The 15,514-nt window shown below is 62.1% G+C and carries 16 protein-coding genes; 6 read left to right on the top strand and 10 right to left on the bottom strand.

The features are described from left to right. The 4 genes from livG to ACJ8OK_RS15300 form a co-directional block, all read right to left on the bottom strand. Entirely contained in the window at positions 1 to 771 is a 771-nt protein-coding gene (gene livG / locus ACJ8OK_RS15315) for a high-affinity branched-chain amino acid ABC transporter ATP-binding protein LivG (RefSeq protein ID WP_015376291.1), read from the bottom strand. After that, on the bottom strand, positions 768 to 2,051 hold the full coding sequence (locus ACJ8OK_RS15310) for a high-affinity branched-chain amino acid ABC transporter permease LivM (protein ID WP_049241602.1): 1,284 nt from the start codon (positions 2,049 to 2,051) through the stop codon (positions 768 to 770). The genes livG and ACJ8OK_RS15310 overlap by 4 nt, the downstream gene beginning before the upstream one ends. Further along, positions 2,048 to 2,974 (bottom strand): high-affinity branched-chain amino acid ABC transporter permease LivH, encoded by a 927-nt coding sequence (gene livH, locus ACJ8OK_RS15305; protein ID WP_015376290.1) that lies wholly within the window; start codon positions 2,972 to 2,974, stop codon positions 2,048 to 2,050. Before livH ends, ACJ8OK_RS15310 begins: the two co-directional genes overlap by 4 nt. 117 nt (positions 2,975 to 3,091) lie before the next feature. Continuing rightward, a complete protein-coding gene (locus ACJ8OK_RS15300; protein WP_004934358.1) occupies positions 3,092 to 4,207 on the bottom strand; it encodes a branched-chain amino acid ABC transporter substrate-binding protein in 1,116 nt (371 codons plus the stop codon). 405 nt (positions 4,208 to 4,612) lie between these two features. Here ACJ8OK_RS15300 and panM point away from each other — a divergent pair, with 405 nt between their 5' ends. Genes panM through ACJ8OK_RS15285 form a run of 3 tightly spaced genes read left to right on the top strand, consistent with a single transcriptional unit; the run spans position 4,613 to position 8,281 of the window. Next, the gene (gene panM / locus ACJ8OK_RS15295; RefSeq protein WP_004934355.1) at positions 4,613 to 5,005 is read left to right on the top strand and encodes an aspartate 1-decarboxylase autocleavage activator PanM; all 393 of its coding nucleotides are present in this window, start codon (positions 4,613 to 4,615) and stop codon (positions 5,003 to 5,005) included. Continuing rightward, positions 5,002 to 6,219, top strand: coding sequence for a DUF3142 domain-containing protein (locus ACJ8OK_RS15290; protein ID WP_033631506.1), 1,218 nt, complete (start codon positions 5,002 to 5,004; stop codon positions 6,217 to 6,219). The genes panM and ACJ8OK_RS15290 overlap by 4 nt, the downstream gene beginning before the upstream one ends. A 43-nt stretch (positions 6,220 to 6,262) precedes the next feature. Further along, on the top strand, positions 6,263 to 8,281 hold the full coding sequence (locus ACJ8OK_RS15285) for a hypothetical protein (RefSeq protein ID WP_099032714.1): 2,019 nt from the start codon (positions 6,263 to 6,265) through the stop codon (positions 8,279 to 8,281). Positions 8,282 to 8,345: 64 nt separating this feature from the next. On the opposite strand, the gene rpoH is transcribed toward ACJ8OK_RS15285, so the two are convergent. The 4 genes from rpoH to ftsY all read right to left on the bottom strand — a co-directional run bounded on the left by rpoH (position 8,346) and on the right by ftsY (position 12,790). After that, entirely contained in the window at positions 8,346 to 9,203 is an 858-nt protein-coding gene (gene rpoH, locus ACJ8OK_RS15280; protein ID WP_004934345.1) for an RNA polymerase sigma factor RpoH, read from the bottom strand. Between the two features lie 317 nt (positions 9,204 to 9,520). Then, positions 9,521 to 10,474 carry a permease-like cell division protein FtsX gene (gene ftsX, locus ACJ8OK_RS15275; RefSeq protein ID WP_004934340.1) on the bottom strand — a complete coding sequence of 318 codons (954 nt, stop codon included), beginning with the start codon at positions 10,472 to 10,474 and terminating at the stop codon, positions 9,521 to 9,523. Continuing rightward, the gene (gene ftsE, locus ACJ8OK_RS15270) at positions 10,464 to 11,135 is read right to left on the bottom strand and encodes a cell division ATP-binding protein FtsE (RefSeq protein ID WP_004934337.1); all 672 of its coding nucleotides are present in this window, start codon (positions 11,133 to 11,135) and stop codon (positions 10,464 to 10,466) included. The genes ftsX and ftsE overlap by 11 nt, the downstream gene beginning before the upstream one ends. Before the next feature lie 5 nt (positions 11,136 to 11,140). After that, positions 11,141 to 12,790, bottom strand: coding sequence for a signal recognition particle-docking protein FtsY (gene ftsY / locus ACJ8OK_RS15265; RefSeq protein ID WP_306403299.1), 1,650 nt, complete (start codon positions 12,788 to 12,790; stop codon positions 11,141 to 11,143). 242 nt (positions 12,791 to 13,032) lie between these two features. Here ftsY and rsmD point away from each other — a divergent pair, with 242 nt between their 5' ends. Continuing rightward, positions 13,033 to 13,653 (top strand): 16S rRNA (guanine(966)-N(2))-methyltransferase, encoded by a 621-nt coding sequence (rsmD, locus tag ACJ8OK_RS15260; RefSeq protein ID WP_015376284.1) that lies wholly within the window; start codon positions 13,033 to 13,035, stop codon positions 13,651 to 13,653. Then, complete coding sequence (locus ACJ8OK_RS15255) at positions 13,643 to 13,915, top strand: DUF1145 family protein (RefSeq protein ID WP_004934327.1); 273 nt, start codon at positions 13,643 to 13,645, stop codon at positions 13,913 to 13,915. The genes rsmD and ACJ8OK_RS15255 overlap by 11 nt, the downstream gene beginning before the upstream one ends. Before the next feature lie 3 nt (positions 13,916 to 13,918). Here ACJ8OK_RS15255 and ACJ8OK_RS15250 read toward each other — a convergent pair whose 3' ends face one another. Further along, complete coding sequence (locus ACJ8OK_RS15250; protein ID WP_015376283.1) at positions 13,919 to 14,275, bottom strand: DUF2500 domain-containing protein; 357 nt, start codon at positions 14,273 to 14,275, stop codon at positions 13,919 to 13,921. Positions 14,276 to 14,435: 160 nt separating this feature from the next. On the opposite strand from ACJ8OK_RS15250, the gene ACJ8OK_RS15245 reads away from it, so the two are divergent. Beyond that, on the top strand, positions 14,436 to 15,062 hold the full coding sequence (locus ACJ8OK_RS15245; RefSeq protein WP_015376282.1) for a lysoplasmalogenase: 627 nt from the start codon (positions 14,436 to 14,438) through the stop codon (positions 15,060 to 15,062). 40 nt (positions 15,063 to 15,102) lie between these two features. On the opposite strand, the gene ACJ8OK_RS15240 is transcribed toward ACJ8OK_RS15245, so the two are convergent. Further along, a complete protein-coding gene (locus tag ACJ8OK_RS15240) occupies positions 15,103 to 15,480 on the bottom strand; it encodes an AprI/Inh family metalloprotease inhibitor (protein ID WP_213929457.1) in 378 nt (125 codons plus the stop codon). Positions 15,481 to 15,514 lie beyond the last annotated feature (34 nt).

Genomic DNA, 15,514 nt, shown 5'->3' with positions numbered 1-15,514 from the left:
TTATTCTTCGCCCAAATAAGCCCGGATCACGTCCGGGTTGTTGCGGATCTCCGCCGGTGTGCCCTGCGCCAGCGGCGTGCCCTGATTCACCACGTAAATGCGATCGGAAATGCCCATCACCAGCTTCATGTCGTGCTCGATCAGCAGCACCGAGACCTTATGCCGATCGCGCAGCTCGACGATCAGATGATCCAGCTCGTCGGTCTCTTTCGGGTTGAGGCCGGCGGCCGGTTCGTCCAGCATCAGCAGCTCCGGCCGGGTCACCATGCAGCGGGCGATCTCCAGCCGACGCTGCTGCCCGTAGGCCAGGTTGCCCGCCGAACGGTTGGCCATCGATAGCAGGCCGACGCGCTCCAGCCACTCCGCCGCGCGCGCCAGCGCTTCGGCTTCGGCGCGGCGGAAGGCCGGGGTTTTCAGCAACCCGGCGAACACGCCGCTTTTCAGGTGCTGATGCTGCGCCACCAGCAGGTTCTCAATCACCGTCATTTCACGGAACAGCCGCACATGCTGGAAGGTGCGCACCACGCCCATACGGGCAATGGCCTGCCCCGCCAGCCCTTCCAGATGGCGATCGCGCAATTTGATGGTGCCGCCGCTCGGACGGTAAAAACCGGTCAGGCAGTTGAATACCGTGGTTTTACCGGCGCCGTTGGGGCCGATCAGCGACACGATTTCGCCTTCATTGAGCGTCAACGCCACATTGTTGACCGCCAGCAACCCGCCGAAACGCATCGACAGGCCTTCCACCTGAAGTAAAGGTTGAACGCTCATGCCTGTTCCCCCTTGCCCGCGTGAATGTCCGCCGCCTGCAGCTTCAGCTGCGGCCGTTTCATCGGCAACAGCCCCTGCGGCCGCCAAATCATCATCAGCACCATCAGCGCACCCAGCAGCAACATGCTGTATTCATTCAGATCGCGCATCAGCTCGCGCGACACCACCAGCAGGATCGCCGCCAGAATGACCGCGAACTGCGAGCCCATGCCCCCCAACACCACGATCGCCAATACGAAGGCCGACTCGACGAAGGTGAAGGATTCCGGGCTGACGAAACCCTGGCGCGCGGCGAACAGCGTGCCGGCAAACCCGGCGAAGGCGGCGCTGATGGTAAAGGCGGTCAGCTTGATGCGCGTCGGGCTGAGGCCCAGCGAGCGGCAGGCGATCTCGTCTTCACGCAGCGCTTCCCAGGCGCGCCCGAGCGGCATGCGCAGCAGGCGGTTGATGACGAACAGCGTCAGCACCACCAGCAGCAGCGCCACCAGGTACAGGAACACGATGCGATCGCTCGGATCGTATTTCAGGCCGAAGAAGTTATGGAAGGTATCCCAACCGCCGTCGCGCACGCTGCGGTTGAACTCCAGGCCGAAAAAGGTCGGTTTCGGGATCTGGCTGATGCCGTTCGGCCCGCCGGTGATCTCGGTATTGTTCAGCAGCAGGATGCGCACGATCTCGCCGAAGCCGAGCGTCACGATCGCCAGATAGTCGCCGCGCAGCCGCAGCACCGGGAAACCGAGCAGGAAGCCGAAGGCGGCGGTGACGATACCCGCCAGCGGCAGGCTCTCCCAAAAGCCGAAACCGTAATAGTGATTCAGCAGCGCGTAGGTGTAGGCGCCGATGGCGTAGAAACCGCCGTAGCCCAGCACCAGCAGACCGGACAAACCCACCACCACGTTGAGGCCGAGACCCAGCATCACGTAGATCAGCGTCAGGGTGGCGATATCCACCGTGCCGCGCGACACCAGGAACGGCCAGGCGACCGCCGCGACGATGAGCAGAGCCGCCAGCAGCTTTTGCCGCGGCGTGGTGCCGTCGAAGCTCGGCAGCACGAACGCCGGGCCGGAGACCTTTTTCAGGCCCTGCTGCAGCAGCGGGCGCAACAGCTGGAAGAAAAAGACGATGACGCAGCCGATGCCGATCCACATCCAGCGCACTTCCGCCGCGCCGTGCACCACCAGTTTGGTGCCGTCCAGGCTGAGCTGCATGCCCATCAGGAACGACGCCATCACGAACAGCACCGCCGTGGCGATCAGCGCATTAAGCAGATTGAGTTTCATACTTTCTCAACCTCCGGACGCCCAAGAATGCCGGTCGGCATGATCAGCAGCACCACGATCAGCAACGCGAACGACACCACGTCTTTGTATTCGGTGCTCAAATAAGCGGAGGTCAGCGCTTCCGCCACGCCCAGCACCAGGCCGCCGATCATCGCGCCGGGAATGCTGCCGATGCCGCCCAGGACCGCAGCGGTAAAGGCTTTCATACCGGCCATAAAGCCGATGTAAGGGTTGATGACGCCGTAGAACTGGCCGAGCAACACCCCGGCCACCGCCGCCATCACCGCACCGATGACGAAAGTCAGCGAGATCACCCGGTCGGTGTTGATGCCCAGCAGGCTGGCCATCTTCAGATCTTCCGCGCAGGCGCGGCAGGCGCGGCCCATGCGTGAATAGCGGATAAACAGCGTCAGCGCCAGCATCGCCAGGAAGGTCACGAGCCAGATGGTCAGCTGCATGGTGCTGATGGTGGCGGCGAAGCCGTTGCTTTCCCCCAGCACCCACTGGCCGGTCACCAGGCTGGGCAGCGCCAGATCGCGCGAACCCTGCGTCAGGCTGACGTAGTTTTGCAGGAATATCGACATGCCGATGGCCGAGATCAGCGCAATCAGGCGCTTGGAGTTGCGCACCGGTTTGTAGGCCACCCGCTCGATACTCCAGCCGTAGGCGCTGGCGATGACGATCGAGACCAGGAACGCGGCGCCGATCAGCAACCAGCCGACGTCGATGCCGAGCATCATCAGGGCGGCGATAACGATAAAGGAGACATAGCTGCCGATCATGTACACCTCGCCGTGGGCGAAGTTGATCATGCCGATGATGCCGTAAACCATGGTGTAACCGATGGCGATCAATGCATAGGTGCTGCCCAACGTTAAGCCGTTGAACATCTGCTGCAGAAAATAGAGGAGCTGCTCTGACATACTCTGAACCCTTGGCTGCGAAACCCGCCGGCGGAGAACCGGCGGGTAAAGGGAGACGGGGCCGGCAAGCCGACCCGCCGGGCGCAGCGGGCTGCGCCCCACCCTAATCATTATGGCTTATTTGATCGGTGTGGACGTGCCGTTGGCATGCCATTCGAACACGCCGAACTCGAAGCCTTTCAGATCGCCCTTGTCATCCCAGGTCAGCGGCCCCATCACGGTGTCCACCGGCTTGCCGGTTTTCAGATCCTTGACGATGTCCGCCGGCTCCTGGCTGCCGCTGCGCTCCATCCCGGTGGTCAGCGACTGCAGCGCGGCATAGGTGGTCCAGACGAACGGGCCGGTCGGATCCAGCTTCTTGGCCTTCAGCGCATCGACGATCGGCTGGTTGGCGGGCACCTGATCGTAGCGTTTCGGCAGCGTCACCAGCATGCCTTCCGAGGCGGCGCCGGCGATGTTGGACAGCGAGGAGTTGCCCACGCCTTCCGGCCCCATGAAGCGGGTGGTCAACCCGGCCTGTTTGGCCTGACGCAGGATCTGGCCCATTTCCGGGTAGTAACCGCCGAAATACACGAAATCGATATTCTCTTTCTTCAGGCGCGCCACCAGGGTGGAGAAGTCTTTGTCGCCGGCGGTGATGCCTTCGAACATCGCCACTTCGGTACCCTGTTTTTTCAGGCTGTCGCGCACCGAGCGCGCCAGGCCTTCGCCGTATTGCTGCTTATCGTGCACCACGGCGATGCGCTTCGGCTTGATGTCGCTGAGGATGTATTTGGCGGCGGTCGGGCCCTGATCCGAATCCAGACCGGTGGTGCGCAGGATCATCTTGTAGCCGCGAGTGGTCAGATCGGCGTTGGTGGCCGCCGGGGTAATCATGATCACGCCTTCGTCTTCATAGATATCGGACGCCGGCTGGGTGGAAGAGGAACACAGGTGGCCAATCACGTAGCGAATGCCGTCGTTGATCACCTTGTTGGCGACCGCAACCGCCTGTTTCGGATCGCAGGCGTCGTCGTATTCCACGCCGACCAGCTTGTCGCCCTTGATGCCGCCCTTGGCGTTGATGTCGGCAATCGCCTGGCGCGCGCCGGTAAACTCCATGTCGCCATACTGCGCGACCGGGCCGGACATCGCCCCGACGATCGCCACCTTGATGTCTTTCGCCATAGCCGCCTGGCTCATGGCCATCGCAATGCAACCCGCCAGCAGTGCCTTACCTGTTGTTAATTTCATCCGCAAATCCCCATCTGTCGTTGTGAACGTACCTGTTGTGTTTACCTGCGCCCGATCGTTATTGACCGCTTTTGTTATAAGTAATAATGATTTAGGCGCTTTGTCGGCATTATTTTCTAATAAGACTTTATTTTTCATGCCATTAAACAGGAATTTTCTGCTGCAAATCAACTTCATCAGGCAGAAACAAGCGGTGTAAACAGGATAAAATTCGAATTAAATCTGCGCCGTTTACCTTGAGGCGTAGCGCGTTGTGCTGGTTAACAATCCCTTTACTAACTATTTACTCGGAAAATGCCCCATGCAAAAAACATATTGCACAGTAATCGTACAGAAAAACTTACACAACGCTCTGCACAAGATCTATTACACTGTCGGCATCATTTAGCTGCGCGGAAATTCTGCATGAAACTGACCATCGAGCGCCTGACCGCGCTGTCCCCGCAAGACCTTATCGATCTCGGTAAAATTTGGCCGCATCAGCAGCCGGAACAGTGGCAGAGCTGGTTGAGCGGCGGCAAGGCGCTGTTTGCCGCCCGCTTCAACGAGCGTCTGCTGGGCGCGGTGAAAATTGCGCTGCAGGATGACCGCGCCGAGCTGCAGGACTTGCTGGTGCGCGAAGTGACGCGCCGCCGCGGCGTCGGTCTTTACCTGGTGCAGGATGCGCAGCGTCAGCTGCCGCAGGTCGCTCACTGGCAGCTGTCGACCGCCGGCCTGGCGCCGCGCGAACGCGGGGAAGTCGATAACTTCATGCGCGCCTGCGGCTTCGCACCGCAGGGCGATCTCTGGCAAAAATGAAACGCCGGTTGGCGGCGCTGGTCTTGATTGCACTGGGGCTGGCGGCCGCGTTCCTCGGGCGCCAGCAGGCGCTGCGCCTGGCCTCAGACTGGGATCAGCAGGTTTATGTCTGGCAGCGGGTCTGGACGCCGCAGCACGCCGATGCGCTGGCGCACAGCCGCGATCTGTTCGCCGGGCTGCGGGTGCTGGCGCTGCAGGTGCATCCACGCGAGGGCTGGCGAGAAATCCCGGCCGATCTCAGCCTGCTGAAGCAGGACGGCCGCCCGCTCTGGCTGGTAGCACGCCTCGACGGCCAGCTGCCGCAGCTGGACCAAGAAGCCATTATCCAGCGGCTGCTGGCGCTCGCCCAGCGCTGGCAGGCGGCCGGGCTGCCCGTCACCGGCGTCGAGATCGATCATGACGCCGCCACGGCCCGCCTGCCGGACTACCAACGCTTTCTGCAGCGGCTACGTCAACGGCTGCCCGCCGCTTTGCAACTCGGCATCACCGCCCTGCCCGCCTGGATCGGTTCACCCGGCCTGCCCGGCGTACTGCAACAGGCCGACAGTTCCGTCCTGCAGGTGCATGCGGTGCTCTCGCCGCAGCAGGGGCTGTTTGACGGCTCCTTAGCGCTACGCTGGGTGCGGCAGTACGCCGCCGTCACACCGAAGCCGTTTCGCGTCGCGCTGCCGGCTTATGGCATGGCACTGCTGGGGTTTGATGCACAGGGCGCGCAGGTGGAGAGCGAATCCTCGCTGCGCATGGCGGGCAACGGCCGCGAACTGACGGTCGCGCCGCAGCAGATCGCCGATTTTCTGCAAACGCTGGCGCAGCAAACGCCGCCCCGGCTGCGCGGCATTATCTGGTTCCGCTTGCCGCTGGCGGACGATCGGCGCGCCTGGTCGCTCGCCACGCTGCGAGCGGTGATCGAACGGCGGCCGCTGAATGTCGACTGGCAGGTAAAATTTAGGCCTCAGCCACAGCAAAACGGGCTGTATGATCTGATAATTCATAACAACGGGCCGGTGGACGCCCCGCTGCCGCAAGAAGTCATCATCCGCGCCGACGACTGCCTGGCGGCGGACGCGGTCGGCAACTACCGGCTGGAATCCGCACCGCAACGGCAACGCTTTATTCGCATCAGCGGCGATCAGCTGCGCGCCGGGCAATCCCGGCCGCTGGGCTGGCTGCGCTGCCAACAACTGACGCCAGGAGGCACCCTTGTCACACCTTGATACGCGCGCGGCACGGAACACCCGCCGCCTTCTTCCGCTGGCCATGCTGATCGGCGCCGCGCTGGCGCTGCCGCTGAACGGCTATGCCTGCGGCCCGGATTTTCCTAACCGGCTGCTGATCGACCGCAACGGCACCCTGCTGTATATGCCGGAGGGCAATTTCGCCTTCGAAGCCGGCCGGCTGGTGCCGGCGGACAGTCAGTTGCCGCACTGGCAGGCCCCGCCGCCGCCGATGCCGCCGAAACCGATGCCGCAATCGCCGGAAACGATAGCGATCGGCAAAATGCGCGCCGCCAAAACGGTAGAAGAGGCTGACGCCGTCAATACGCAAGGGTTGTCCAACGCTGCGCGTCTCTATCAACTGGGCGCCGTGGCTTTCGCCAGCCACGATCCGCGCGCCGCAGACTATTTCCAGCAGGTGCTGAAGCTACCGGCCGCCGAGCAGGGCGATTGGGGGCTGCGGGCGCAGTATTCGCTGGGGCGGGTACTGATGGCGGACCACGGAACGCCGGTGAACGAATCCGGTGAAACAGCCCCCGCCGCCGAGCATCCGCCAAAAGCCGCGCTCGAACAGGCGCTGGCAGCATTCCAGCAGGTGATCGATCGGGTGAAAAACGGCGCCGCCGATCCCGATCAGCTGGCGCTGAGCAGCCTTGGGCAGCAGGCGCGCATCCACCTGTGGCTGGGTGACGTCGCCCCCGCCGCCCACCTGTACGCACAGCAGGCGGCGCAGGGCGATCCGAGCGGCGGGCAGTCGCTGCAGTACGTCTCCAGCTTCCTGGTCAATCCCGACCATTTGGACACGCTGAAACAGGTTATCGGCGATCCGTTGATCCAGCAGCTGGTGACCATTGAGCTGTTCGCCCGCAGCGGCAACCTGCAAATGGCGGATACCGATGGCAACGGCCGCTCCGCGCAAATCATCAGCCAGATCCTGACGCTGCTGGACGGCTCAGTGAAAAGCGGCTTCGCCGGCAGCGATCGGCTGGCGGCGCTGGCTTACCGTTCGGGGCAGTACCCGATGGCGGCGAGCCTGCTGAAAAACGCCGGCGACAGCGGCCTGGCGTGGTGGCTGCGCGCCAAAATGGCGCTGCGCGACGGCGATGTGAAAGCCGCCACCGCCGCCTACGCCAAGGCGGCAAGCGCGTTCCCCGCCGACGAAAGCTGGGGCGAACAGCGCAACGCCGACTTCGTTGCGGAAACCATCGTGCCCGAATGCCGGGTGGCTGGCGAACAGGCCATCCTGGCGCTGAACCGCGGCGACTATCTACAGGCGATGGACCTGCTGTATCGCGGCAAGGCGCTCTATTGGGCCGACGTGGCCGATGTGGCGGAGCGGGTGCTGACCGTCGATGAGTTGAAAGGCTTTGTCGATAAGCACGCCCCGGCGCCGACAACACCGCTCAAGCCGGTAAACCCGGACGACTACGGCGGCCAGCAGATCACGCCGGAGGTGCAGCTGCGCGAACTGCTGGCGCGGCGTCTGATGCGCGCCGGAAGAGCGCCGGAGGCGCTGGCCTACTTCGATATCCCCAACTACCGGCAGGCGGCGCAGCAGTATGCCGACGAGCTGAAGGCCGCCAAGGACAAATCCGCCGCACCGCTGGCGCGTGCGCAGGCTTACTATCGCGCCGCCAACCTGCTGCGTTCCCAAGGGCTGGAGTTTACCGGCTACGAAATGACGCCGGACTACGCCATCTATGGCGCCGGCTATTCCTATCTGGGGGATGCGTTCGATACTCGCGAGCTGAAGCACAAAAGTTGGATCGACAGCGCAGAAGCGGCGCGCGCCAAGGCGGCGCTACCGGCGGAAGACAACCGTTTCCTGCACTATCGCTGGCAGGCGGTTGGGCTGGCGCAGCAGGCGGCCGATCTGCTGCCGCCGAAGAGCCAGGCCTATGCCGCCGTGCTGTGTAACGCCGCCAGTTGGGTTATCAAGCGCGACGCCAAAACCGGCCGGGCGCTTTATCAGCGCTACATCAACACCGGCACCCGCTACCCGTGGGCGGCGAAATTCGGCTACGACTGCCCGGCGCCAGACTTTGCCGCCGTGGCGCCATAGCGCCGAATTTCAGGCACTAAAAAGCCCGGCTTGCCGGGCTTTTTTTATCGAATCTCGCATCGACTCAGGCTTCGATCGCCATTTTCAGTTTCTTCATGGCGTTCTTTTCCAGCTGGCGCACGCGTTCGGCGGAAACGCCGTACTGATCGGCCAGCTCCTGCAGCGTCGACTTGTTGTCGTCGTCCAGCCAACGGGCGCGGATGATATGCTGGCTGCGCTCGTCCAGACCTTCCAGCGCATAGGCCAGTTTGTCTGCGGCGTTGCTTTCCCAGTTATCTTCCTCGATGCCTTCGGCGAAGTCCGAGCTCTTGTCCTGCAGGTACAGCACCGGCGCCATCGACTGGCCGTCGCGGGCCTCGTCGTCCGGAGTCGGATCGAACGTCATGTCCTGCGCCGCCATGCGCGATTCCATCTCGCGCACGTCTTTGCTGGTTACGCCCAGCTCACGGGCCACCAGTTCCACTTCGTCCTGGTTGAACCAGCCCAAACGCTGTTTGGTTTTGCGCAGGTTAAAGAACAGCTTGCGCTGCGCTTTGGTGGTCGCCACTTTCACGATGCGCCAGTTGCGCAATACGTACTCGTGGATTTCCGCCTTAATCCAATGCACCGCAAAGGAAACCAGACGCACGCCGACTTCAGGGTTGAAGCGGCGAACGGCTTTCATCAGGCCGATATTGCCTTCCTGAATCAGATCCGCCTGCGGCAGACCATAGCCTGAATAGTTGCGGGCAATATGAGCGACAAAGCGCAGGTGAGACAGGATGAGCTGCTTAGCGGCATCCAGATCGCCCTGATAATGCAGCCGTTCAGCCAGCTCCCGCTCTTCCTCTGCCGTCAGCATCGGATAGGCGTTGGCTGCCCGGATATAGGCTTCCAAGCTACCTTGGGGTACTAAGGCTAAAGTTTGCATTTCTTTGGTCATTCAAACCCTCTCTATGAGAATACAAAATCATGCAGGTGATTATTACAGCGGGGAAATGATTGATTCTACGGCAGTTGCTGAAGCAAAAGCGGTTCCACACGCCGGGCACCTTAACATTTGCTGCAATTTTTGACCGTACTCCGCCCCAGAAGTTCACCCTTTTTTGCAAGCATTGTTGCTGACAATACGTGACGAAGGTGCAGGCCGATAGGGAATTTGTGCGCTAAGAAGAGAGGGATGGTGCTGACTTCGCTTGAGGTCACTCTTCTCCCGCAACGCGATCAAAAGCAGCAGGAGAAGAGTATACCAAAAAAATCTTACTGTGGTGTAAATCGGCGTAAATGTTGCACCGTCGCCAGCCAGGCGGCGATCCAGCCGATCATCGCGGAGATGATCAGCAGCAGCAGCGCCTCATCCCAGCCCAGCCCGTGCAGGGTGAAGGTGGTGCCGAATACCTTGGCCACGCCGGCGACCACCGACTCCAGCTGCCACACCAGCGCCCCGGACAGCACCAGCGACAGCAGCGCGCCGGCAAAGCCCAGCATCGCCCCGCCGTTGAGGAACGGCCGCAGGATAAAACCGTCGGTGGCGCCGATCAGTTTCATCACGTTGATGGTGTCGCGGCGGCTGAAGATGCTCAGACGCACGCTGTTGCCGATCACCAGGAACACCGCCACGATCATCAGCACGCCGATGATCGCCGCAATCTGGCCCGCCAGCCCGGTCAGCGCCGCCAGGCGGGCAAACCAGCTGTCATCCATACGCACTTCTTCCACGCCCTGCACCGCCGCCACGCGATCGCGCAGGGTGTTGAGGGTGTCCGAACTCTGGAAGCTCAGCTTCGGCGTGACGATCGCCACCGCCGGCAACGGGTTCTCTTCCAACATGTCCAGCGCGCCGCCAAAGCCCGACCAGTTGCGGAACTCGCCGCGCGCTTCTTCACGCGACAGGTAATTGACCTTCTCCACGCCGGCTTCCGCCTTGATGGCGTCGAGCACTTTCAGCGCGGCGTCGTCATCGAGCGATTTATCCAGATAGACGGTCAGCTGCGGCGTCGGATACCACTGGCTGGCCGCGGTGCTGACGTTTTTCCACACGATGTAGCACACGCTCGGCAGCGTCAGGGAAATAGCGATCACCATCACCGTCAGCAGCGTCGCCAACGGCTGACGCAGCATGTCTTTGATGGCGTTCATCCAGGCGTAACGCCACTGTTCGCGCCAGCCGCCGCGCAGCGCCTTGCTCTTGGCGGTTTTTGCGTTATTGGCCATGGTGAGCGCCTCCTTGCATGCGGCCCTGGCTCAGCGTCAGGATGCGGTAATTGCGGCGGGCGATAAGCCCGGTGTCGTGCGTCGCCATCAGTACGGTCACGCCGACGCGGTTGAATTCTTCAAACAGGCGCAGGATGCCTTCCGACAGCGCATCGTCCAGGTTACCGGTCGGTTCATCCGCCAGCAGCACCGCCGGCTTGTTCACCACCGCACGGGCGATGCCCACACGCTGCTGCTCACCGCCGGACAGCTGAATCGGGAAGTTCTTCGCTTTATCCAGCAGACCGACCTTGTCCAGCGCGGCGGAGACGCGGCGACGGATGTCTTCGGTGCTGGCGCCGGCGATGATCAGCGGCATCGCCACGTTGTCATACACCGTGCGATCCAGCAGCAGGTGGTGATCCTGGAAGATCATGCCGATCTGCCGGCGCAGGAACGGCACCTCGCGGTTTTTCAAACGGCTGATGTCGTGGCCGCCAAACCAGATGTGGCCGGCGCTGGGCCGTTCGATACCGCAAATCAGTTTCAGCAGGGTACTTTTCCCCGCGCCGGAATGGCCGGTCAGAAACGCCATTTCCGCCGGGCGCAGATGGAAATCAACCCCCTGCAGCGCTTGCCGTCCGCCCAGATAAGCTTTACTGACCTGTTCAAAGCGAATCATCCGTATTAATCCTCTCGGGCAAAAAGTGCCTCAATAAAATCGTCAGCCTTAAACGGCCGCAAATCTTCGATGCCTTCCCCGACGCCGATATAGCGGATCGGGATACCGAACTGATCGGCGATGGCGAAGATCACCCCGCCCTTGGCGGTACCGTCCAGTTTAGTCAGCGTGATGCCGGTTAAGCCCACGGCCTCATTAAATAATTTCGCCTGACTGACGGCATTCTGGCCGGTGCTGGCATCGAGCGTCAGCATAACCTCATGGGGGGCCTGGTCGTCCAGTTTTTTCATGACGCGGACGATCTTCTTCAGCTCTTCCATCAGGTGCGATTTGTTCTGCAGACGGCCGGCAGTATCGGCGATTAACACATCGATGCCGCGCGCCTTGGCGGCCTGCACCGCATCGAAGATCACCGAAGCGGAATCCGCACCGGTATGCTGCGCCACCACCGGAATGCGGTTGCGTTCACCCCACACCTGCAGCTGCTCCACCGCCGCGGCGCGGAAGGTGTCCCCCGCCGCCAGCATCACCGACTTGCCTTCCGCCTGGAACTGGCGCGCCAGCTTGCCGATGGTGGTGGTTTTACCCACGCCGTTCACGCCGACCATCAGGATGACATACGGGGTTTTCCCGCTGACATCCAGCGGCTGATCGACCTTGGCCAGAATTTCGGACATTTCCTCCTTCAGCTTGCCGTACAGCGCTTCGGCGTCTTTTAGCTGCTTGCGGCTGGCGTGCTGAGTCAGGGAGGTGATGATCTTGCGCGTGGTGTCCACGCCAACGTCGGCGATCAGCAGCTGTTCTTCCAGCTCGTCGAACAGGTCGTCGTCGATCTTTTTACCGCGGAACAGCCCCATAAAGCCGGAGCCGAGGTTCTGCTTGGTCTTCAGCAGGCTGCGCTTCAGGCGCGCGAAGAAGCCCTCTTTGGTCGGGCGCTCCTGCTCTTGCGCAGCGGCCGGCACGCCGAGTTCCAGCGGCTCTTCTTCCGCTTCCGGCTCGGGTTCGATGACCGGTTCGGGTTCGACGACCGGCTCAGGTTCGACGACCGGCTCAGGTTCGACGACCGGCTCAGGTTCGACGACCGGCTCGGGTTCGACGACCGGCTCGGGTTCAACGACCGGCTCAGGCTCAACGACCGGCTCGGGTTCGACGACCGGCTCAGGCTCAACGACCGGCTCAGGTTCAACGACCGGCTCAGGTTCAACGACCGGCTCAGGTTCAACGACCGGCTCAGGCTCAACGACCGGCTCGGGTTCGACGACCGGCTCAGGTTCGATGACCGGCTCGGGTTCGACGACCGGCTCGGGTTCGGTGACAGGTTGCTGCTGCGCCGCCACCTGTTCAGTTACGCTGACGATCTCTTCGGCCAGCGCTTGCGCCGCCGGATGCTCGGCCGCCGCAGGCAGATTTTCCGCGATTTGCTCGCCGGCCTGACCGTTATCCCACTCTCCCGGGGTGTCGACGGAGGCGGCAGGTTCAGATTCCTGGGCGGGGAGCTTGTCGTCCAGCTTGGCGGCGACCGGTTCAGCCGGCGTCTCCGCGGCCTGAGGTTCCGCCTGCTCTACCGACGGCTCAGGTTGCTGTTGCTCTTCTTCCTTCTCCTTCTGGCCAAAGCCCAGCCAGGAGAAAAACCCACGTTTCTTATCTTTTGCCATGTTATGACTCTACTCCGTACCGAAGGCTCGCTTACCCTCCATACCTGAAGGATATATGCTGACAATAATCCGCCGAGTCTATCACTTTCCCTCGCCCAGCAACACGCATCCGGCATGCTTTCCGGCGTGAAATCAGACAACAACGTTTTACCGTTCCCCCCGACGCCCGTCACCGGTAGAATAGGGACAACTTTTCGTTAACCTCGGCGGCCCCGCGCCGCGAAAGAAACCAAACAACGCTTATGACAAGACTCTCGCCACGGGCGGCGGCCAAAAAACCGCCCCAGGCCGCAGCCGGACAGATCCGCATCATCGGTGGCCAATGGCGCGGTCGCAAACTCCCGGTGCCGAACAGCCCGGGGCTGCGCCCCACCACCGATCGGGTACGCGAAACCCTGTTCAACTGGCTGGCGCCGGTGATTCAGGGCGCGCGCTGCCTCGACTGTTTCGCCGGCAGCGGCGCATTGGGGCTGGAAGCGCTGTCGCGCTATGCCGGCAGCGCCACGCTGCTCGAATTCGAACGGCCGGTGGCGCAGCAGCTGGAAAAAAATCTGGCGCTGCTGCAGGGCAAAGGGGTGGTTATCAACACCAACGCGCTGAGCTGGCTGGCGGGCGATGGCCAACCGTTCGACGTGGTGTTCCTCGATCCGCCGTTTCGCAAAGGCCTGCTGGCGGAGACCGCCCTGTTGCTGGAGCAACGCGGCTGGCTGGCCGACGAGGCCTGGATCTATGTAGAAGCCGAGGCGGAAAGCGCCGCGGCGGACGTGCCTGCCAGCTGGCAGCTGCACCGGGAGAAGGTCGCCGGCCAGGTGGCCTATCGCCTTTATATTCGTTCGCAAGAGAAAACCGACCATGTTGATTAATCTGGGCCGCCTGCTGATGCTGTGCGTGTGGGGCTTCCTGCTCTCTAACCTGTTCCATCCGTTTCCCAAGCCACTGAAGTATTTCATCGACGTGGCGCTGTTCTTTATGGTGGTGATGCACGGCCTGCAGCTGGTGCTGTTGAAATCCACCCAGCCGAAGGATCAGCCGATCAGCTACTGGCAAGAGGCCAAGATCTTTATCTTTGGCGTGTTCGAGCTGCTGGCCTGGCAAAAGAAACAGCCGCCCATCAAGAAGAAGTGACCGCTACGGCTGAGCGGTGAACGAGACGAAGCGCGTGCCCTGCATGTTCAACGTGCCCTGCGCGCCCTTTTCTATCGGGTTGTACTGCCATTGCTTCAACCGCAGCTGGATGTCTTCACCTCCCTGTACCGGGCTGAACACCACCTCGTAATTCATCGGTTCATTGACCAACGGCTCGCGCTGCGGCGCGCGGGTCTTGGTGACCGGCACCGCGCGTTTGTCGCTCACCGTCACCTGCAGACTGCGCATCGGCGCGCGATCGTTTTCCGCCTCCTGCTGCCGCTGCTTGAAGTAGCGTTGCGTGGCCAGCACGGCGATCAGCGCAATCACGGCGACAAAAAATAACGGTGGCTTACTCATCGGTTTCCCATTTCCTTCGCGGCTAAATCAGCGTAAACATAGCATTCTCAAGAAAGCATTGTCGATCGCCGGCAGGCTACCTACACTGAAATGAAGAAGTGACATGGGTGACAGTTTGGAGCCGGTGGTTGCGGCTCCCTCATACATAAGGAAGACATAAATGAGTTGGCCGTTCCTTGCCGTATTCTTTTCCGGTTGGCTGTTCGTCGACGCCTCTTACCGTGGGCCGCGCTGGCAGCGCTGGGTGTTCAAACCCGTCACGCTGCTGCTGCTGTTGCTGTTGGCCTGGCAGGCGCCGGTGCTCAGCGCTGCGGGTTATCTGATCGTACTCGGCCTGCTGGCGACGCTGATCGGCGACGCATTGCTCCTGTTGCCGCGCGAACGGGTGCTGTATGCCATCGGCGCCTTTTTCCTGTCCCACCTGCTGTACACCCTGAGTTTCGCCAGCCAGATGACGTTCAGCCTGTTCTGGCCGCTGCCGCTGGCGCTGCTGGCGATCGGCGCACTGCTGCTGGCCACCGTCTGGACCCGGCTGGAAGAGATGCGCTGGCCGATCGTTACCTACGTGGCGATGACGCTGCTGATGGTCTGGCTGGCGGGCGAACAATATTTCCTGCGCAGCACCGATTTCGGCTTCTCGCTGCTGACCGGCACCTCGCTGCTGCTGCTGGCCAACGTGGTTTGGCTGCTCAACCGCTACCGCTTCACCTTCCGCGCGGCGGACGCCATCGTGGCTTTCTGTTACTTCTCCGGCCACTTCCTGATCGTGCGTTCGCTCTACCTGTAGAGGCCTGCCGCGGGTTCGGCGCGCCGAACCCGTTTCTTCATCAAGCCAGCGCTTTCAACGTCAGGGCATCACCCGCACCCAGTTGATTGCGGTACAGATCGCCGTCGCGCGAGAAGAACGCCAGCGTGCTGCCATCCGCCCGCAGCAGGGCGATGCCGTCCGGAGCCGGGCGCCAGCCCACGACTTCCGCCGCAAACACGCTCTGCAAACACTGTTGCCGATCCACCAGCTGATAGCCGTTGGTCTCGTTTTGTTCATGCGCCAGAAACTCGATTTGGCATTGCCGTTCGCTGTCGGCCACCTGCCATTGTCCCGCCAGCGACTGCGCGGTCGGCAATGCCAAACTGCCGGCCATCACCGCACTCGTCACCATCATGCCACCCGCCGCCAAAGCGGTGCGCGCTAAAGTACCTTTCATACCGGGCTCCTGCATCACGCCCGGCCGAGACTGC

Source organism: Serratia sp. CY71090 (assembly GCF_052166845.1).
Classification (GTDB): Bacteria; Pseudomonadota; Gammaproteobacteria; order Enterobacterales; family Enterobacteriaceae; genus Serratia; species Serratia nematodiphila.
The sequence above is the reverse complement of the archived record's forward strand: the minus strand, read 5'-3'. Positions and strand labels throughout refer to the sequence as shown.